This is a genomic window from Nonomuraea sp. NPDC050478, assembly GCF_044458265.1.
GTDB classification, from domain to species: domain Bacteria; phylum Actinomycetota; class Actinomycetes; order Streptosporangiales; family Streptosporangiaceae; genus Nonomuraea; species Nonomuraea ferruginea.
Map to the genome: position 1 here is coordinate 1,285,254 of NZ_JBITHT010000001.1, position 17,207 is coordinate 1,302,460.

17 protein-coding genes are annotated in these 17,207 nt (G+C 70.3%); 16 read left to right on the plus strand and 1 reads right to left on the minus strand.

From position 1 onward, the window contains the following. Window positions 1-52: 52 nt before the first annotated feature. Genes ACIBF7_RS06170 through ACIBF7_RS06235 form a run of 14 tightly spaced genes read left to right on the plus strand, consistent with a single transcriptional unit; the run spans window position 53 to window position 13,059 of the window. Window positions 53-1,234 carry an ABC transporter substrate-binding protein gene (locus ACIBF7_RS06170; protein ID WP_148036163.1) on the plus strand — a complete coding sequence of 394 codons (1,182 nt, stop codon included), beginning with the start codon at window positions 53-55 and terminating at the stop codon, window positions 1,232-1,234. Between the two features lie 3 nt (window positions 1,235-1,237). Continuing rightward, window positions 1,238-2,113 carry a branched-chain amino acid ABC transporter permease gene (locus tag ACIBF7_RS06175; protein ID WP_148036164.1) on the plus strand — a complete coding sequence of 292 codons (876 nt, stop codon included), beginning with the start codon at window positions 1,238-1,240 and terminating at the stop codon, window positions 2,111-2,113. Then, window positions 2,110-3,138: a branched-chain amino acid ABC transporter permease gene (locus ACIBF7_RS06180; protein WP_397196562.1), complete on the plus strand. Its 1,029-nt coding sequence runs from the start codon at window positions 2,110-2,112 to the stop codon at window positions 3,136-3,138. The genes ACIBF7_RS06175 and ACIBF7_RS06180 overlap by 4 nt, the downstream gene beginning before the upstream one ends. Next, the gene (locus tag ACIBF7_RS06185; RefSeq protein WP_397196563.1) at window positions 3,135-3,935 is read left to right on the plus strand and encodes an ABC transporter ATP-binding protein; all 801 of its coding nucleotides are present in this window, start codon (window positions 3,135-3,137) and stop codon (window positions 3,933-3,935) included. The genes ACIBF7_RS06180 and ACIBF7_RS06185 overlap by 4 nt, the downstream gene beginning before the upstream one ends. Then, window positions 3,932-4,705, plus strand: coding sequence for an ABC transporter ATP-binding protein (locus ACIBF7_RS06190; RefSeq protein WP_271276648.1), 774 nt, complete (start codon window positions 3,932-3,934; stop codon window positions 4,703-4,705). Before ACIBF7_RS06185 ends, ACIBF7_RS06190 begins: the two co-directional genes overlap by 4 nt. Before the next feature lie 2 nt (window positions 4,706-4,707). Further along, complete coding sequence (locus ACIBF7_RS06195; RefSeq protein ID WP_397196564.1) at window positions 4,708-5,529, plus strand: sulfurtransferase; 822 nt, start codon at window positions 4,708-4,710, stop codon at window positions 5,527-5,529. Further along, window positions 5,526-5,912, plus strand: coding sequence for a RidA family protein (locus ACIBF7_RS06200; protein WP_397196565.1), 387 nt, complete (start codon window positions 5,526-5,528; stop codon window positions 5,910-5,912). The genes ACIBF7_RS06195 and ACIBF7_RS06200 overlap by 4 nt, the downstream gene beginning before the upstream one ends. A 13-nt stretch (window positions 5,913-5,925) precedes the next feature. Next, window positions 5,926-6,540 (plus strand): SRPBCC family protein, encoded by a 615-nt coding sequence (locus tag ACIBF7_RS06205; protein ID WP_397196566.1) that lies wholly within the window; start codon window positions 5,926-5,928, stop codon window positions 6,538-6,540. Next, the gene (locus ACIBF7_RS06210; RefSeq protein WP_271276652.1) at window positions 6,540-7,412 is read left to right on the plus strand and encodes a xanthine dehydrogenase family protein subunit M; all 873 of its coding nucleotides are present in this window, start codon (window positions 6,540-6,542) and stop codon (window positions 7,410-7,412) included. The genes ACIBF7_RS06205 and ACIBF7_RS06210 overlap by 1 nt, the downstream gene beginning before the upstream one ends. Next, the gene (locus ACIBF7_RS06215) at window positions 7,409-7,885 is read left to right on the plus strand and encodes a (2Fe-2S)-binding protein (protein ID WP_148036171.1); all 477 of its coding nucleotides are present in this window, start codon (window positions 7,409-7,411) and stop codon (window positions 7,883-7,885) included. Before ACIBF7_RS06210 ends, ACIBF7_RS06215 begins: the two co-directional genes overlap by 4 nt. Beyond that, entirely contained in the window at window positions 7,882-10,182 is a 2,301-nt protein-coding gene (locus ACIBF7_RS06220) for a xanthine dehydrogenase family protein molybdopterin-binding subunit (RefSeq protein ID WP_397196567.1), read from the plus strand. Before ACIBF7_RS06215 ends, ACIBF7_RS06220 begins: the two co-directional genes overlap by 4 nt. Then, window positions 10,179-11,570: a rhodanese-like domain-containing protein gene (locus ACIBF7_RS06225; protein ID WP_397196568.1), complete on the plus strand. Its 1,392-nt coding sequence runs from the start codon at window positions 10,179-10,181 to the stop codon at window positions 11,568-11,570. The genes ACIBF7_RS06220 and ACIBF7_RS06225 overlap by 4 nt, the downstream gene beginning before the upstream one ends. Next, entirely contained in the window at window positions 11,567-12,418 is an 852-nt protein-coding gene (locus tag ACIBF7_RS06230) for a sulfite exporter TauE/SafE family protein (RefSeq protein WP_397196569.1), read from the plus strand. Before ACIBF7_RS06225 ends, ACIBF7_RS06230 begins: the two co-directional genes overlap by 4 nt. A gap of 11 nt (window positions 12,419-12,429) precedes the next feature. Continuing rightward, on the plus strand, window positions 12,430-13,059 hold the full coding sequence (locus ACIBF7_RS06235; RefSeq protein WP_364231877.1) for a histidine phosphatase family protein: 630 nt from the start codon (window positions 12,430-12,432) through the stop codon (window positions 13,057-13,059). Window positions 13,060-13,075: 16 nt separating this feature from the next. Here the strand turns inward: ACIBF7_RS06235 and ACIBF7_RS06240 are convergent, their stop codons facing one another. Then, entirely contained in the window at window positions 13,076-13,897 is an 822-nt protein-coding gene (locus tag ACIBF7_RS06240) for a hypothetical protein (RefSeq protein WP_397196570.1), read from the minus strand. A gap of 460 nt (window positions 13,898-14,357) precedes the next feature. On the opposite strand from ACIBF7_RS06240, the gene ACIBF7_RS06245 reads away from it, so the two are divergent. Together ACIBF7_RS06245 and ACIBF7_RS06250 are read left to right on the plus strand one after the other, a co-directional pair. Continuing rightward, window positions 14,358-15,163, plus strand: a protein-coding gene (locus tag ACIBF7_RS06245; protein ID WP_378525268.1) for an IS5 family transposase whose coding sequence is annotated in 2 segments (ribosomal slippage) — window positions 14,358-14,706 and window positions 14,706-15,163 — 807 coding nt in all. Because the reading frame shifts where the segments join, the coding sequence is not laid out codon by codon here. 27 nt (window positions 15,164-15,190) lie between these two features. Further along, window positions 15,191-16,801, plus strand: coding sequence for a hypothetical protein (locus ACIBF7_RS06250; RefSeq protein ID WP_397196571.1), 1,611 nt, complete (start codon window positions 15,191-15,193; stop codon window positions 16,799-16,801). Window positions 16,802-17,207 lie beyond the last annotated feature (406 nt).

The following is a 17,207-nucleotide window of genomic DNA, read 5'->3' on the forward strand; positions in this document are numbered from 1 at the left end:
CTTTAGCCACCCATCGGGAGCCGTGGAGCGGCTCCCGGATCAAGGAGATCCGATGAGGAAGAAGATCCTCGCGTTGCTGGCCGGTTCGGCCCTCCTCGCCTCGTCTGCCTGCGGTCTGGGCAGCTCCGGGGCCGGCGGCGGTGACGACACTATCACGATCGGGACCCTGTTCTCCGTCTCGGGGGCTGGCGCGAAGCTGGGCGACAAGATGCGCAAGGGTGCCGAGCTGGCCGTGGAGCAGGTCAACAGCCAGGGCGGCATCGACGGCAAGAAGATCAAGTGGGTCTTCTACGACCCCGCCGGCGACACCTCCACCGCCGTGCAGCAGACCAACCGCATGCTCGACAGCGACGGCGTGGAACTCGTCGTCGGCGGCGGCGGCTCGTCGGGCATCGCGCTGGCGATGGACCCCATCACCAGCGGCAAGGGCATCACCTTCATCGCCACCGAAGGCGCCCGTCAGATCGTCGAGCCGGCGGCGGACCACCGGCTGACCTTCAAGACCACGTTCAACGACACGGTGATGATCGAGAAGCTGATCGAGTACTGGAAGGCGAAGGACGTGACCAGGGTCGCGTTCATGCCGGACACCTCCAGCTTCGGGCAGTCGGCCCAGGAGGAGCTCGAGCGGCTCGCCCCCGAGGCCGGCATCAAGGTGTTCACCGCGGCCTTCGACCCGGCCGCCAACGACCTCACCCCCCAGGTCAAGCGGCTCGCCGGGAACGACCCGCAGGCCTACCTGGCCTGGACCATCCAGCCCTCCGGCGTGACGTTCCTCAAGAACGTGCGCAGCGTGCTCGCCGACCGTGACGTCATGGTGATGCACGGCTTCGGCTTCGTCGACGACCGCTACATGCAGCAGGCCGGCGCGGCGGCCGAGGGCACGATCCTGGTCTCGCCGAAGCTGCCGATCTGGGACAAGACCGAGGACAGCGACCAGCAGAAGGCGGCGATGGAGGACTTCGCCACCAGCTACGCCGAGAAGTACGCCGGGGAGCAGCCGAACGTCTACGCGGGCCAGGCCTACGACGCGATGATGGTGGCGGTCGAGGCGCTGCGCGCGACCGGCGGCGACCCCGACGGCGAGAAGGTCGCCAAGGCGATCGAGGGCCTCGGGTCCCACGTGGGTGTTACCGGCGTCTTCAAGTTCACCCCGGACGACCACAGCGGGCTGACCGCCGACGACGTCGCCGTCGTCCAGTGGGACGGTTCGCGATTCGTCCCGGCGGAGTGAGCCATGGATCTTTTCATCCAGGTCCTGCTCTCGGGGCTCAGCGTGGGCGCGATCTACGCGATCGTCGCCCTGGGCTTCGGCGTCATCTTCAACGCCACCGGAGCCATCAACTTCGTCCAGGGTGAGTACGTCATGGTCGGCGGACTCAGCGCCGCCATGCTCTACGAGGCGTGGGACGTCCCGATCTTCGTCGCGATCCTGGTCGCGATCGCGGTGACCACCGTGCTCGGGCTGCTGACGGAGATGGGGCTGCTCGGCTTCGGCCGCCTCCGGACGCCGGCCGCCATCACGATCGCCACGATCGCCATCGCGGTGATCGTCAAGGGCGCGGCGATGCTGATCTCGGTCCGCGACACCTATGCGCTGCCCTCGGTGCTCGGCTCGGAGTCGCTGCGGATCCTGGGCGCCTCGACCAGCCGGCAGACGATTCTCAACCTCGTCCTCGCCGTACTGGTCGTGGTCGCGCTGACGCTGTTCTTCCGGCGGACCAAGCTCGGCACCACCCTGCGCGCCGCCGCGGGAGACTCCGAGACGCTGCAGACGTTCGGCGTCTCCTACCGCACCACCGCCCGCTGGGCGTTCGTCATCGCGGCGGCCCTCGGCGCCGTGGCCGGCGCGGGCCTGGCCCCGCTGACCGTGATGTCGTTCGACTCCGGCACCCTGCTCGGTCTCAAGGGCTTCGCCGCGGCGATGCTCGGCGGCCTCGGCAACCCGCAGGGCGCGCTGGCGGGCGGCCTGCTGCTCGGCGTCGCCGAGGCGGTCGTGGCGGGGTACGGGACGTCGGCGTACGCGGACGTGGTCGCCTTCGTGGTGCTGCTCGCGATCCTGACCTTCAAGCCCACCGGCATGTTCGGCACGGCACGGGCGGTGCGCACATGAGCAGTCGCCTCACCGCCTTGCCACGCTCCCTGGGCAGGACGAACTCCTGGGAGCTGTGGATCACGATCGGCCTCCTGCTCCTGCTCCCGATGCTGATGGCGACCGACTACGCGCTGCACATCTGGACCCGGATGGCGATCTACGTGATCCTGCTGACCGGCCTGAACTTCATCAACGGCATGGCCGGGATGATCTCCCTGGCCCAGGCCGGATTCTTCGGCCTCGGCGCCTACGCCGCCGGCATCGCGGCGGTGCGCTTCGACGTGCCGCCCGTCCTCGCGCTGGTCATCGCGCCGGTGGTGGTGACCCTGGCGGCGCTGCTGGTGGGCATGATGTCGATGCGCCTGAAGGAGATCTACTTCAAGATGGCGACCCTGGGCGCCGGGTTCGTGCTCTTCCTCCTCTTCGGGCGGATGGTCGAGCTCACCGGCGGGCCCAACGGCCTGGTCGGCATCCCGCCGTTCTCGCTGTTCGGCTTCGAGTTCACCGAGCCGATCGTGAAGTACGGCTTCGTCGCGCTGCTCGCCATCATCGGCGCGATCGTGGCCCACAACCTGCTGGTGTCGCGCACCGGCCGGGCGTTGCGGGCCTACGGCGCCTCGGAGCCCGCGGCCCTGGCCGCCGGCGCCAGCCCGTTCAAGCTGCGCCTGCTCGCGTTCGGCATGAGCGGCTTCTACGCCGGCGTCGCGGGGGCGCTGGAGGCCTTCGACTCCCGTTTCATCAGCCCTTCGACCTTCGACTTCATGATGGCCGTCCTCCTGGTCGTCGCCCTCGTGCTCTCGGGGGCGGGACGGATGATCGGCCCGATCCTCGGAGCGCTGCTGCTCACGGGCATCGAGGTGTTCGCCGCCGACTACGCCGACTACGAGCCGCTGATCATGGGCGTGATCTTCCTGATCGCCATCCAGCTCTTCCCCCGTGGCCTCGCGGGCGAACTGGCCGCCCGCCGCGAGGACCGCCGCGAGCGGGCCAAGCGCGAGGCGGCCGAACAGGCCAAGCCGGACCAGGAGGTGGTGCGGGCATGAGTACGAGCGAGCGCCAGGGCCTGCGGGTCACCGGCGTGTCCAAGGCATACGGCGGCCTGCAGGTGCTGAAGGACGTGACGCTGCGGGCGCCGGCGGGATCGATCACCGCGGTGATCGGGCCGAACGGCGCCGGCAAGAGCACGCTGGCCAACGTCATCTCCGGCTTCGTCACGCAGGACGCCGGCCAGGTCTTCGTCAACGGCGCCGAACTGCCGGCCGGCAAGGCGGTCGCCCGCGCGGGCCACCGCCTGGGGCGGACCTTCCAGAACCTGGAGGTCTTCACCGGCATGACGGTGCTGCACAACGTCGCGATGGGAGCGTACTCCCGGCAGAGGGGCAGCCACCTGGGCGACCTGATCCGTGGACCCCGTACCCGGCGCAACGAGCGGGAGGCCGAGGAGTCGGCACGGGCTCTGCTGCGCAAGTTCGGGCTGGAGCACCGGGCCGACTCCCTGGTGGAGTCCCTGCCCTTCGGCGAGGCGAAGCTCGTCGAGATGGTCCGCGTGCTGGCGATGGAGCCGGAGGTGGTCGTCCTCGACGAGCCCGCCGCCGGGCTGCCCCCGGCCAGTGCCATGCCGCTGGCCGAGACCATCGCCGGGATGGCCCAGGAGGGCATCGGGGTGCTGCTCATCGAGCACAACATGAAGCTGGTGATGAGCATCTCCGAGCACGTCGTCGTCCTCGACCAGGGACGGGTGCTGACCGAGGGGTCGCCGGCCGAGGTCCAGAAGGACCCGAGGGTGATCGAGGCGTACCTGGGCCCCGGCCACGCGAAGAGCGAGGAACTCACGCTATGAGCAGCATGGACACCAACACCCGGGCGGGCGTCCACGAGCGGGCCGGGGAGCACGACCAGACCCAGGGCCTCGTCGTGGAGGGCCTCACGGTCCGCTACGGCCGCGTCGAGGTCGTCCACGGCGTCAGCTTCCGTGCGCTGCCGGGCCAGGTCACCTGCCTGGTCGGGAACAACGGCGCCGGCAAGACGACCACCATCCGCGGCATACTCGGGCTCCAGCCCAGCGGGTCGAGGAAGGTCACCTTCCGGGGCGAGTCCCTGGCCGGGCTGCCCACCCACGCCATCGCACGGCACGGCATCGCGCTCGTGCCGGAGGGCCGCCGGGTCTTCGCCGACCTGACGGTGCTCGAGAACCTCCGGATGGGCGCGGTGCGGCGTCCCGGCGGCTGGCGGGACGCCGAGAAGCTCGGCGAGGTCTTCGACCTCTTCCCCGAGCTGAGGGAGCGCACTGACAGCAAGGCCGGTCTGCTCTCCGGCGGCCAGCAGCAGATGCTCGCGATGGGGCGGGCGATGATGGCCCGGCCCGAGATGCTCGTCCTCGACGAGCCGTCGATGGGGCTCAGCCCGGTGCTGGTCAACCGCATCTACGAGGCGCTGGTCGCGCTGCGCGCGCAGGGCTACACGATCCTGCTCTCCGAGCAGAACGCCAACCTGGCGCTCGAACTGGCAGACCACGCCTACGTCCTCGAAACCGGGCGGATCGTCGAGGAAGGCGCCGCCGCCGACCTCGCCCGCTCGTCGAGGGTGCAAGCGATCTACCTAGGAGCATGAGGATGAACCAGATCTACCTTGAGCCCGCGGCCCTGGCCGAGATGCTCGGCCGGCCGGACGTGCGGGTCGTCGACACCCGCGCCTCGCTCGCGGACGGACCCGGCGGCCGGGACATGTGGGCCGCCGGCCACGTCCCCGGCGCGGTGCACGCCGACTGGATCGAGGACTGGGGCACCACCGTCGACGGCGTCGAGGGGATGCTTCCTGAGCCCGAGGAGTTCGCCAAGGCCATGGCGCGCCTGGGCGTCGGCAACGACACCCTCGTGGTCGCCTACGACGACAACTCCCTGTTCACCGCCTCCCGGCTGGCCTGGGCGCTGCTGCGCCACGGCCACCAGCGGGTCGCGATCCTCGACGGCGGCTTCCCCGCCTGGCAGGCGGCCGGCCTCGAGGTCTCCACGGACCAGGCCGACGGCCGCCCGGAGCCGCGCGACTACCGCCCCGGCGCCCCGCAGGGGATGCGCCGGGAGATGGACGAGGTCCGCGCGCTGCTCGGCCGCGACGACGTGACGCTGGTCGACTGCCGGATGGAGGAGACCTTCGCGGCCTCCGAGGGGCGGATCCCCGGCGCCAACCGGCTCCCCTCCCCGAGCCTGATCGGGGAGGACGGCCGCTTCAGGCGCGGCGAGGACGTCGCCCGGCTGGCCGCCGACGCCGGCGTGGACAAGGACCGCCCCGCGGTCCTCTACTGCGGCGGCGGCGTCTCCGCGGCCGCCGTGCTCATCGCCCTGCGCGACGCCGGCTTCAGCGACCTCGCCCTCTACGACGGCTCGTGGTCCGAATGGTCCCAGCACGCCGACAACCCGATCCAGAGGCACGGATGAACCAGCGAAAGGGCCCGACGCCGCTCGGCGCCTACGTCCAGACCATGACAGCGGCCGGCCTGTGCTTCGTCTCCGGGCAGGTGCCGGTCGACCGCAACGGCGACACCCTGCCCGCCGACGACCTGGTCGCCCAGGCCGAGCAGGTCTTCGCCAACCTGGAGGGCTGCCTGGCCGACGAGGGCCTGGCGATGTCCGACGTGGTGTCGATCACGACCTACCTGCGCGACGTCGCCGACGGCCCCGAGGTCTCGGCGGTCCGCGCCCGGTTCTTCGGCGACCACCGGCCCACCAGCACCGTCGTGGAGGTCTCCGGGTTCCTCAACCCCGCGTGGCGCCTGGAGGTCCAGGCGATCGCCGTGGCCCGCGAACCCGGCAGTAAGTAAGGGAGGAGTCACCGTGCGCATCGACAACCAGTTCATCGTGCCCGCGACCCCGGAGCGGGCGTGGGAGTTCCTCACCGACCTGGGCCGGGTCGCCCCCTGCGTGCCCGGCGCCACCGTGGAGTCCGTCGAGGGCGAGGCGCTCACCGGCCGGGTGGCGCTGCGTATCGGCCCGATGAACATGACCTATACGGGTGAGGCCAGGTTCCTCGTCAAGGACGAGGTGAACAAGGTGGCCACCATCGAGGTCGGCGGCCGCGACGGCCGCGGCGGCGGCACGGTGAAGGCCAAGATCAAGGCCGGCCTGACCGAGGTCCCCGGCGGTACGCAGGTGACCCTGGCGACCGACCTGGGCCTCACCGGCCGAGTCGCCCAACTCGGGCAGGGGCCGATCAAGGACGTGAGCTCGAAGCTGATGCGCCAGTTCGCCGACAGCCTCGCCACCAGGATCGACGAGCCCGCCCCGGCCGCCGGCAGCCCGGTCGCCCCGGCCGTCGAGGCCGAGCCGATCAACCTGCTCGACGGCTCGCTGGTGCCCAAGAAGCAGCTCGCCGGCGCGGCCGCGGGCCTGGTGGCGCTGGTCCTCGCCTTCCTCCTCGGCCGGAGCGTCGGGAGGAGGGAGACCCGCTGATGTCGGACGTACTCACCACGATGGCCTACGAGCGGGCCCGCAGCGTCCCCGAGGCGCTCACCCTGCTCGCCGAGGGAGGCGAGGACACCCGCCCGATCTCGGGAGGCCAGAGCCTGGTGCCGATGATGAACCTCGGCCTGGCCGCGCCCGCGTTCCTGGTCGACGTGTCGGGCATCCCCGCGCTGCGCACGATCGGCGTCGACGGCGGCCACCTCGTCGTCGGCGCGGCGGTCACCCACGCCGAACTGACCACCGACCCGCTGATCGCCGAGCACGCGCCGCTGCTCGCGATGGCCGCCGCCCACATCGGCAGCCAGCGGATCCGCAACCGCGGCACCATCGGCGGCTCGGTCTCCCACGGGGACGCGGCGGCCGAGCTGCCGGTGAGCTGCCACGTACTGGAGGCCGACTACCGGGTCGAGAGCCTGGGCCGCCAGGAGTGGCGCCCGGCGCGGGAGTTCTCGCTGGGCTACTACCAGACCGACCTCCGCTCGGGGGAGCTGGTGACGGCGGTCCGGATACCGCTGCGCCCGCGCCACGGGTGGGGCTTCCACGAGTACTCACGCCGCGCCGGCGACTTCGCCCTGGCCTCCGCAGCCGCGGGCGTCGCGCTGGACGGCGACCGGATCAGGAGCGCGGCCGTCGCCGTGACCGGCGCCGCCGACCGGCCGCTCCGGCTGGAAGCGGTCGAGCGACGGCTCACCGGTGTCACCGTCGCGGAGGCGGAGCGGGTGATGTCGGGCCTGGCCGCGGCTCTCGACGTCGCCGACGACCCGTACACCAAGGGTGCGGACCGGGCCCGGCTGATCGAGGCGATGGCGGTGCGGGCGGTCAGGGACGCCTGCGCCGACGCGAGGAGGGAACAGGCATGAGCCACGTCGAGACCCGGATGACGCTCAACGGCAAGGAGGTCACCGGTCACGCGCCCGCCGACACCACGCTGGTGCGCTGGCTGCGCGAGCAGGCCCACGCCTACGAGGTCAAGGAGGGCTGCAACGAGGGCACCTGCGGGACCTGTACGGTGCTCGTCGACGGCCGGTCGGCGACCGGCTGCACCACCCTGGCGGTCCAGGTCGACGGCGCGCGGGTGGAGACCAGCGCGTCCCTGGCCGAAGGCGAGGAGCTGAGCCCGCTGCAGGCGAAGTTCTGGGAGACCGGCGCTTCCCAGTGCGGCTTCTGCACGCAGGGGATGCTGATGTCGGCCGTCGAGCTGCTCCGCTCCGGCGACGAGGTCACGCCCGCCAAGGTGCGCGAGCACCTGCACGGCAACCTCTGCCGGTGCACCGGCTACCAGGCGATCGTGGACGCCGTGGTCAAGGCGGCGGAGGAGGGGGCGACCCGATGACGGAGACGGTCCCGAGCCGCGCCCGGGAGACGACCCGCGTGGTCAACACCGAGGTGAAGCGGCAGGACTCGCGCGAGAAGCTGCTCGGCAAGACCCGCTACGCCGGTGACTTCGACGTCGTCGGCCAGCTCTACGCCCGCCTGGTCCGTTCGCCGCTGCCCTCGGCGCGGATCGTGGCCAAGGACGCGACCGCCGCGCTGGCGGTGCCCGGGGTCGTCGCCGTGCTCTTCGGCGAGGACGTGCCCAACAACGAGATCCCGACCAACACCGCCGGGATCAAGGGGCGGCCGCTGCCGCCGTCTTGGGTGCTGGCCACCGAGCGGGTGCGCTACCACGGCGAACCGGTCGCGCTGGTGGTGGCCGAGAACACGCGGGCGCTGGCCGCCGCCGAGGCGCTGGTGGAGATCGAGTACGACGCGCTCCCTGTGGTCTCGGACCCGGAGTCGGCCCTGGAGTCCGGCTCGGCGCGGGTGCACGAGGGCGGCAACCTGCTCAGCGAGTGGAACATCGACCGCGGCGACGTCGACAAGGTGTTCGCCGAGGCGCCGATCGTGGTGGAGGGCCGCTACGAGGCGCAGGTCGTCGACCATGCCTACCTGGAGCCGGAGACCGGCATCGGGTGGCTGGACGACGAAGGCGTCATCAACATCAAGGTCTCCACGCAGGAGATCGAGCACTACCGGCGCATCGCGCACGTCGTCGGGCTGCCGGACTCCAAGGTGCGCGTCCAGGCGCCCTACCTCGGCGGCGGCTTCGGCGGCAAGGAGGACATGACCGTCGAGCCGTACATCGCGCTGGCGGTGCAGCGGACCGGCCGGCCGGTGAAGATGACCTGGAGCCGGCAGGAGTCGCTGACCGCGCGGGCCAAGCGGCACCCGGTGCGGATGAGCTACCGGACCGCGGCGACCGAGGACGGGCAGCTGCTGGCCCACGACATCGACATCGTCTCGGACGCGGGCGCCTACCCGCTGCTGAGCGGTTTCGTGCTGCTGTACATCACCCTGAACGCGGCCGGGCCGTACCGGTGCGACAACGTACGGGTGCGCTCGCGTGCGGCCTACACGAACAACACGCCGGGTTCGGCGTTCCGCGGGTTCGGCGGGATGCAGCCGGTGCTGGGCTACGAGGCGCAGATCGACAAGGTCGCCGACGCGGCCGGCCGGGACCGCGTGGAGGTCCGCAAGCGCAACGCCTTCAAGACGGGCGACCGGATCCCCGCCGGACAGCCCATCGAGACCGCCGTGTGGCTGCCGCAGTGCATCGACGCGGTGATGGAGGCGATCGGCCCTCGGCCCGAGCCGTCCTCACCCGAGCACCGGGTGGGTCTGGGACTGGCGTGCAACGTGCAGCCGTACGGGCGGGTGGCGTGGATGAACGACTCCGCGTCCGCATGGGTGGGCTGCGAGCGCGACGGCGGCGTCGTGGTGCGCTGCGGCGTGCCCGACGTGGGCGGCGGCCAGGTGTCGTCGCTGGCGCAGATCGCCGCCGAGGTGCTGGGCGTGCCGATCGAGAACGTCACGGTCCACTTCGGCGACAGCGCGCGCACCCCGCTGGCGGGACGGACCACGGCGACCCGGCAGCTCTACATGTCCGGCAACGCCGTGCTGTCGGCGGCCCGCGAGCTCCGCGCCCAGCTGGTGGCGGGCGTGGCGAAGGCGACCGGCTGTGCCGAGCACGACCTGACGCTCGCCGAGGGCGGCGTGCTCACGCCTGAGGGGGTGGTGCCGCTGGCCGAGGTCGTGGCGATGTGCCTGGCGAACGGCGTGGCGATCAACGCGATGAAGACGTACTTCGCGCCCACCGCGAAGCCGGTTACCCAGCTGATCGACTCCGAGCGGATCGTCCCGGACTTCACCTTCGGGGCCCACGCGGCGTACATCGAGGTCGACACCCGGACCGGTGAGGTGCGGCCACTGCGCTACGTCGCCGCCCACGACGTGGGCCGGGCGATCAACCCGCTCAGCGTGCGCGGCCAGATCGAGGGCGCGGTCGTGCAGGGCCTGGGATACGCCCTGTCCGAGCGGATCGTGTACGACGAGGCCGTCAACCTCACTGGCGCCTTCTACCAGTACGCCATCCCGACGGCCGCCGACTGCCCGGAGATCGAGGTGAAGGTCCTGGAGTCCGGTGAGGGCGTGGGGCCGTTCAACGCGCGGGGCATCGGGGAGCCGCCGATCGGGCCGTGCGCGGCCACGATCGCCAGCGCGGTCGAGGACGCCGTGGGCGCCAGGCCCACCACCCTGCCGATGCTCGCCGAACGCGTGCTGAAGTGCGTCGACGAAGGGGGCCGGGCATGACCCCCACCGGCGTCACCCCGCAACGGACGCTGTCGATCGTGTCGATCGACACCCCGAGCCTGGGTGACCGCAGCTACCTGGTGCACGACGGATCGGTGGCGTTCGTGGTGGACCCGCAGCGCGACATCGACCGGGTGCTGGAGGTGCTGGACCGCGTGGGCCTGTCGCTGACGCACGTGTTCGAGACCCACGTCCACAACGACTACGTCACCGGCGGGCTCGCGCTGGCCAGGGAGACCGGCGCGGCGTACCTGCTCAACGGCAGCGACGAGGTCGCCTTCGACCGGGAGCCGCTCCACGACGGGCAGTCGCTCGGGATCGGGGACCGGATCCGGGTGGAGGTCGTGGCCACGCCGGGGCACACCTTCAACCACCTCTCCTACGTGCTGCACGACCGGCACTCGGGGCAGGGGCTGGCGGTCTTCTCCGGAGGGTCGCTGCTCTACGGCTCGACCGGGCGGCCGGACCTGCTGGGCGAGGAGCACACCGACCGGCTGGCCCGCTTGCAGCACGGCTCCGCGCGGCGGCTGCGCGAGCTGCTGCCGGACGACGCGCTGCTCTACCCGACCCACGGGTTCGGCTCGTTCTGCTCGGCCACGCAGTCCGACGCCGCGCAGTCCACCATCGGCATGGAGCGTTCCAGCAACCCCGTGCTGCTGCACGACGAGGACACCTACGTCCGGCAGCTGCTGGAAGGGCTGGGCGACTGGCCGGCGTACTACGTCCACATGGCGTCGCTGAACAGCGCCGGCCCTGAACGGCCCGATCTGACGTTCCCGCGCGAGGCGACGCCGGAGGAGATCCGGCGCCGCGTCGACGCGGGGGAGTGGGTGGTCGACCTGCGGAACAGGACGGCCTTCGCGGCCGGCCACGTGCCGGGCAGCTTCAACTTCGGGCTGGACGGCTCGTTCGCGACCAACCTGGGCTGGTTGTTCGACTGGGGAACCCCGATCACCCTGCTGGGCGAGCTGCCCGAACACGTCTCACAGGCGCAGCGCGAGCTGGTACGGATCGGCATCGACCGTCCGGCGGCTGCGGCCACCGGAGGTCCCGAGCAGTGGAGCGACCGGGAGCCGGCCACCTTCTGTCAGGCCGACTTCCGCCGCCTCGCCGAGGTGCTGCGGGAGCGGCCGGTCGTGGTCCTGGACGTACGGCGGACCGACGAGTTCGAGGCCGGGCACATCGAGGGCGCGGTGAACGCGCCGCTGCACGAGCTGCGGTCATCGGAGCTGCCCGGCGGGGAGCTGTGGATCCACTGCCAGAGCGGCTACCGCGCCTCGGTGGCGGCGTCGCTGCTCGCCGCGGCGGGCCGGGACGTGGTGGCGGTCGACGACCACTTCGGCGAGGCGGCGGGCGCCGGCCTCACGGTGACGAGCGGAGGGGCATGACCCTCGCCGGCGTGCTGGCGCTCTCGTTACTGGTCGGCGTCGCGCTCGGCGCTCTGGGGGGTGGTGGCTCGATCCTGACGGTGCCGATTCTGGTCTACGTCGCGGGGCTGGAGCCGAAGCAGGCGATCGCCACCTCCCTGCTGGTCGTGGCCGCGACCTCGGTCGCCGGGGCGGTCACCCACGCCCGTGCGGGCCGGATCCGGTGGCGCACGGGGGTGCTCTTCGGCGCCGGCGGGATGGTCGGCGCCTTCGGCGGAGGCATACTCGGCGGCTACGTACCCGGGCGGCTCCTGCTGATCGGCTTCGCGCTGATGATGGTCGCCACCTCCATCGCGATGCTCCGCGCCCGGCGTACCGAACCGGCGCACGCCCGCGGCGACGTGGCCGTGGTCCGCGCCCTGATCGACGGCGTGGTGGTCGGCCTGGTGACCGGACTGGTCGGCGCCGGGGGAGGGTTCCTCGTCGTCCCCGCCCTCGCGCTGCTCGGCGGGCTGCCGATGGCCGCCGCGGTCGGCACCTCGCTGATCGTGATCGCGATGAAGTCCTTCGCCGGCCTCGCCGGCTACCTGACCAGCGTCTCCATCGCCTGGGACCTCGCCATCGGCGTCACCGCGGCCGCCATCCTCGGCAGCGTGCTCGGCGGCTGGCTCGCCGGACGGATCCCCGAAGCCCGGCTGCGGAGCGTCTTCGGCTGGTTCGTGCTGGTGATGGGGGCGTTCGTGCTGCTGGAGCAGGCGGCGCCGCCCGGAGGGCTGCTCCCTGGCATGGTGATACTGGCCGCGGTCGGACTCGTGGCCGGTGCGTGGCACGTGTGGACGGTGCGTGCCCGCAGCACGTCGGTGTCATAGGTGGAGTTGCGATGGCTGTGATCTATCTCGTCAGGCACGGGCAGGCGTCGTTCGGCGCGGCGGACTACGACGCCCTGAGCGAGCTCGGCCGTCACCAGGCCCGGCTCGTCGGGCAGGAGCTCTTGGGCCGGGCGCGCGAGCCGCTGCTCGTTTCCGGGTCGCTGCGCCGGCAGAAGGACACCGCCGCGCTGCTCGGCCTGCCGGCCGCCGTCCCCGTCGAGGATCCGCGCTGGAACGAGTACGACCACCTCGGGCTCGTCCGCCGGTACCTGGACGATGGCACTTCGCAGACCACCGGCGACAGCCGCCAGTTCCAGACCCACCTCGACCAGGCACTCAAGCAGTGGATCGAGCAAGGCCGCCCGGGAGGATGGGACACCTTCGCCGGCTCCGCGGTCGAGGCGCTGCACGCCATCCCCGGCCGTCTCGCGCCTGGTCAGGACGCTGTCGTGGTGACCTCCGCCGGCGTCATCGCCGCCACGGCAGGCTCGCTCCTGGGGGTCCCGGCCACCGGCGTCGTCGCACTCAACCGCGTCATGGTGAACGCGTCCATCACCGCCGTGCTGGCGGGCTCCTCAGGGCTGAGCCTGCTGTCGTACAACGAGCACGCGCACCTGGGGGCGTCCCGGACCTACCGCTGAGCCGGCCTGCGTCGAGTCAGTCCGCAGGGGCCGGCTCGACATGATGGTCGTTGTAGGGGAAGAGTTCGCCACCGTGATCGACGACGGTGCTGCACCGGTAGCGGACGATCTCGATCGTCGAGGCCGGGTCGAGGTCACCCTCGTCGCCTCCCCGAGAGTCAGCCGGATCCAGGAACTCGTCCACGTTGTAGTGCAATCGGCCGTCGACCAGGTAGTCGCGGCGGAAACTGGTTCCCCACTGCGAGTTGCTCCCCCAACCGTGCGAGAGGTCCTGGTAGGGCCGTGACCGGCGCCAGAAGGTCCAGTACAAGGTTGACCGATCGGCGACCCCCGCGACCAGATGCCGCGCCCCGGCGGTGACGATCACCCCGGCTCGCGTCAGCAGCATCGACCCCATCATGTAGCCGGGCCAGCGCTCCTCGACGATCGAGGGCGGCTCGTCAGGATCGTCGGCCTGCCGCACCTCGACGACCTCGTGGAAGAACGGGTGAAACGCCCGCCTGCCGATCCGGTCCGCGCCCAGCGCCTCACAGAAGGCGGGATAGACGCCGACCGGGGGATAGGCATCGTTCGCGATGTCCTGGTAGTTCAGGATGAGCAGGTCAAGGATGCGGTTCACGGCATACAACCGCTCCAGCGGGCTGTAGCCCCTCCCGGTGGACTTCCCCAGGGGGACCAGGTGGCTTCCGGGCCGTCCCGCCTCCCGCACCTCCGCCACGTGCGCCGGATGCTCATCCAACCACCGCAGCAGCATGTCACCCGACCCGTCGCCCTCGTGGCCAAGGACGCTCTCGTACAGGGAACGCCAGTGATGACCCGAGTGGACATCGTCGTTCATGTCCACAGATTCGCGTACAGCGGCTTCTCCGGCATTGGATTTTTGACCTTGAGCTGAGCTGCTGTACAGGACGGTCGGTGGACCTTCAGCGCCTGTTCAGTCCAGGCAGCACCGGTACCCCCGTGCCGGTGCTCGACCCCCTTCGCACCAGCGGGCGCAGATGGTGGCCGTGCAAGTGTGTGAGGTGCCCAGCCGCGAGCTGGGGAGATCCGGAGTGCTTGTTCGTGATCGAACGGTGACGAATTCCGGATCTTGACCTCACCTTCGCTTCTCTGGCTTGATCGTGACGTCCTCATTCGTCCTCGGCTCTTTGCTTGGAGTGAAGTACACGTGCGCTCCGCACTCGCGAAATGGTTGGACATCGTCCGGCCCATCCACCGATTAGAACGCCTAACAGAATGATCTCTGTTGTGCTTTGATCTCTCGCTGTAGCCGAGCGAGAGGAGCGCGGGTGACCAAGCTGAAGCCATGGGAGGTCAGCGACGAGCTGTGGGCGGTGATCAAGCCACTGTTGCCCGAGCATCAGCGCAGGTTCCGGCATCCGGGACGTAAGCGGCTGGATGACCGGCTTGCGTTGCAGGGCATCTTGTTCGTGCTGCACACCGGGATCGCTTGGGAGCACCTGCCGCAGGAACTCGGCTACGGCTCGGGCATGACGTGCTGGCGGCGGCTGGCCGAGTGGAACAAGGCCGGCGTCTGGCAGCGGCTGCACGAGGTCCTGCTCGATCGGCTACGGGCCGCCGACGCCCTCGACTTCTCCCGGGCTGCAGTGGACTCCTCGCAGATCAGAGCGTTAAAAGGGGGGCGCAGACCGGCCCGTCCCCGGTCGACCGCGGACGCGCCGGCAGCAAGCACCACCTGATCACCGAGGCCACCGGCATCCCCCTCGCCGTCATCTTGACCGGCGCCAATCGCAACGACGTCACGCAACTACGCCCGCTGCTGGACGCCATCCCGAAGGTGCGCGGCAAGCGCGGCCGACCCCGCCAGCGTCCCGACGTCGTGCTCGCCGACCGCGGCTACGACCACGACAAGTACCGCAACCTGGTACGCGAGCTGCAGATCCGCCCGCTGATCGCCCGACGCGGTACCGAACACGGCTCCGGCCTGGGCAAACAACGCTGGGTTGTCGAGCAGACCTTCGCCCTGCTGCACGCCTTCCGACGCCTGCGTATCCGCTGGGAAGTCCGCGCCGACATCCATGAGGCCTTCCTCAAGCTGGCCTGCGCACTCATCTGCTGGCGACGCCTGACCTCATTGCGTTAGGAGCTCTTAGTCGCCATCCTCGGCACCATGATCATGACGGTGGCCCTCGTTGTCGTGGCGCCTGCGGCTTCGGCCGCCGACTCGATAACAGACCTCGGTGTGTCCGTCGACCTCTCTTCGCACAGTGATGTGGCAGCGGGCGGAGGAAAGGTCTTCGTGTCCGCCGGGGATCGCATCGTGGTCACGGACGCCGATGGTGTGCTGGTCGGTGCCATCACCGATCTCGTGGATGTGGCAGGCCTCGCTGCGGCACCGGATGGCATGCATGTGTACGCGGCATTGCATGACTCTCATGAAGTCATCGAGATCGACACCGCCACCCTCGCAATCATTCGGCGAATCGACTTTGCGGCGTACCCCTGCCCTACCCGCCTGGTGATGTCTGACGGGTTGCTGTGGGCAGCTTATGGGTGCGAACGGGACACCGGCGGTCTAGCCCGGCTCGATGTGTCGGCCTCGGCCCCGCAACCGATCCCGGTCGTGACCAGACAGCCTGCCGCACCTCTCTTCGATGTCGCGGGGAACACGTTGGTGCTCGCTGAACCTCGAGAGGTTCTGACGGACATCCTGGTGTACGACGTGAGCGCCAGTTCTTTCGCACTCCGCGGTGAGATCGACCATGAGTCCCACGGTCGGCACGACCTGCGAGACCTTGTCGTCACACCAGACGGTTCGGCGGCCGTGCTGGCGTTCTCAAGTGGATACGAGACCTGGGACACGACGAGCCTGACCAAGATCCAAGAGTACGGTCGCAGTTCATCGGCACTGGAGCAGGCGGTAGGCGTAGCGGTCAGCTCGGATGGCGCCCACATCGCGGGCGGGTGGTGGTCGGACGATCGAGGCATCGAGCTCTACGACGCGGCCACCGGGGCGACCACGTACACGAAGATGGTCCCCAGCGGGTGGCCGACTCCCAAGGTCCTCGGCGGAAGTCTCACCATCGTCGGTGACGACGTCTTCGCCGTACTGTGGACCTCCGGCACCGCCAACACGATTCGCCTGTGGCGGCTGGAAGACGTCACCCTGCTGCCCTCGACCATGACGCTGACGGCTCCGGAAGAGGCGACGGCGCTGGAGCCGTTGTCCCTGGCCGGTCGGGTCACCATGCCCGAAGGCGTGACCGCGGGGAGGCAACAGCTCGAAGTGACCCGCCGGCTGCCGGACGGGACCAGCGAGACACTCCGCAGCGCGCGAACAGCAGCAGACGGTACGTTCATCATCACCGACACCCCGCCAGTCGCCGGGACTGTCGGCTACGACGTGACCTGGGGCGGCTCAGCCGACGTTCGGGGCAGCACGGCATCGGTGTCCGTCCAGGTCGTCCATCAGTCCGCGTCGATTAGCCTGAAGGGTCCTGTGGACTGGGTCATCGGGAAGCGACTCCCCATCGCGGGCAAGTTGAAGTTCGGTGACAAGGCGCCCACCGCACGACCGTCGCTGACGGTGATACGTGCGAGTCCGGACGGCGTGAGCACGGAACTCGGTACGGTTCGTGTCTCCAAGGGCGGGTCGTTCCGATTCCGCGATCGCCCCGATCAGGAGGGCATCTACATTTACAACTTCATCTGGTCGGGTGACGACGCCACCAGTTCGGCGCTGAACGCCCAGTTCGTCACCGTACGGAGCGGGGACAGCTAGCCACGCAGTAGAGCGCCGCATCCTCAGAGGCTGCGGCGCTCAGCACTGCCGCAGGAAGCGGCCCATGGCTCATCGGGCCGGGGATGCAATGTCCATCTCAGCCACGTTGGCGCTCGGTCGCGATGCCGGGTCCTGGAACGCGGGGCACTTGAGCTCAGTCTCCACCACCCGCTCTGACGCCCCGATCTCCCGGAGTCGATCGAGATAGGAGACGACCTGCGGCGGTGAGTTGCGCGATCTGCTTGCGGCCGGCCTCAAGCAGATCGATCTTCTCGCGCAGGTGGCTGTCGATCCGCCTTCCGTGATTTTCGGGCGAGATAGGCGCAGTGGCCGAGCCCGGCGAGTCCGGCGAGCGTCCCCTGCACCATCACGCCGAGCAGGAGCCAGTGCGGCCAGGTCGTGACCG

What these genes read in the sequence shown, in the direction of transcription:
- ACIBF7_RS06170 (WP_148036163.1), top strand. Translation starts at nt 53, where the DNA reads ATGAGGAAGAAGATCCTCGCGTTGCTGGCCGGTTCGGCCCTCCTCGCC.
- ACIBF7_RS06175 (WP_148036164.1), top strand. Translation starts at nt 1,238, where the DNA reads ATGGATCTTTTCATCCAGGTCCTGCTCTCGGGGCTCAGCGTGGGCGCG.
- ACIBF7_RS06180 (WP_397196562.1), top strand. Translation starts at nt 2,110, where the DNA reads ATGAGCAGTCGCCTCACCGCCTTGCCACGCTCCCTGGGCAGGACGAAC.
- ACIBF7_RS06185 (WP_397196563.1), top strand. Translation starts at nt 3,135, where the DNA reads ATGAGTACGAGCGAGCGCCAGGGCCTGCGGGTCACCGGCGTGTCCAAG.
- ACIBF7_RS06190 (WP_271276648.1), top strand. Translation starts at nt 3,932, where the DNA reads ATGAGCAGCATGGACACCAACACCCGGGCGGGCGTCCACGAGCGGGCC.
- ACIBF7_RS06195 (WP_397196564.1), top strand. Translation starts at nt 4,708, where the DNA reads ATGAACCAGATCTACCTTGAGCCCGCGGCCCTGGCCGAGATGCTCGGC.
- ACIBF7_RS06200 (WP_397196565.1), top strand. Translation starts at nt 5,526, where the DNA reads ATGAACCAGCGAAAGGGCCCGACGCCGCTCGGCGCCTACGTCCAGACC.
- ACIBF7_RS06210 (WP_271276652.1), top strand. Translation starts at nt 6,540, where the DNA reads ATGTCGGACGTACTCACCACGATGGCCTACGAGCGGGCCCGCAGCGTC.
- ACIBF7_RS06215 (WP_148036171.1), top strand. Translation starts at nt 7,409, where the DNA reads ATGAGCCACGTCGAGACCCGGATGACGCTCAACGGCAAGGAGGTCACC.
- ACIBF7_RS06220 (WP_397196567.1), top strand. Translation starts at nt 7,882, where the DNA reads ATGACGGAGACGGTCCCGAGCCGCGCCCGGGAGACGACCCGCGTGGTC.
- ACIBF7_RS06225 (WP_397196568.1), top strand. Translation starts at nt 10,179, where the DNA reads ATGACCCCCACCGGCGTCACCCCGCAACGGACGCTGTCGATCGTGTCG.
- ACIBF7_RS06230 (WP_397196569.1), top strand. Translation starts at nt 11,567, where the DNA reads ATGACCCTCGCCGGCGTGCTGGCGCTCTCGTTACTGGTCGGCGTCGCG.
- ACIBF7_RS06235 (WP_364231877.1), top strand. Translation starts at nt 12,430, where the DNA reads ATGGCTGTGATCTATCTCGTCAGGCACGGGCAGGCGTCGTTCGGCGCG.
- ACIBF7_RS06240 (WP_397196570.1), bottom strand. Translation starts at nt 13,897, where the DNA reads ATGAACGACGATGTCCACTCGGGTCATCACTGGCGTTCCCTGTACGAG.
- ACIBF7_RS06250 (WP_397196571.1), top strand. Translation starts at nt 15,191, where the DNA reads ATGATCATGACGGTGGCCCTCGTTGTCGTGGCGCCTGCGGCTTCGGCC.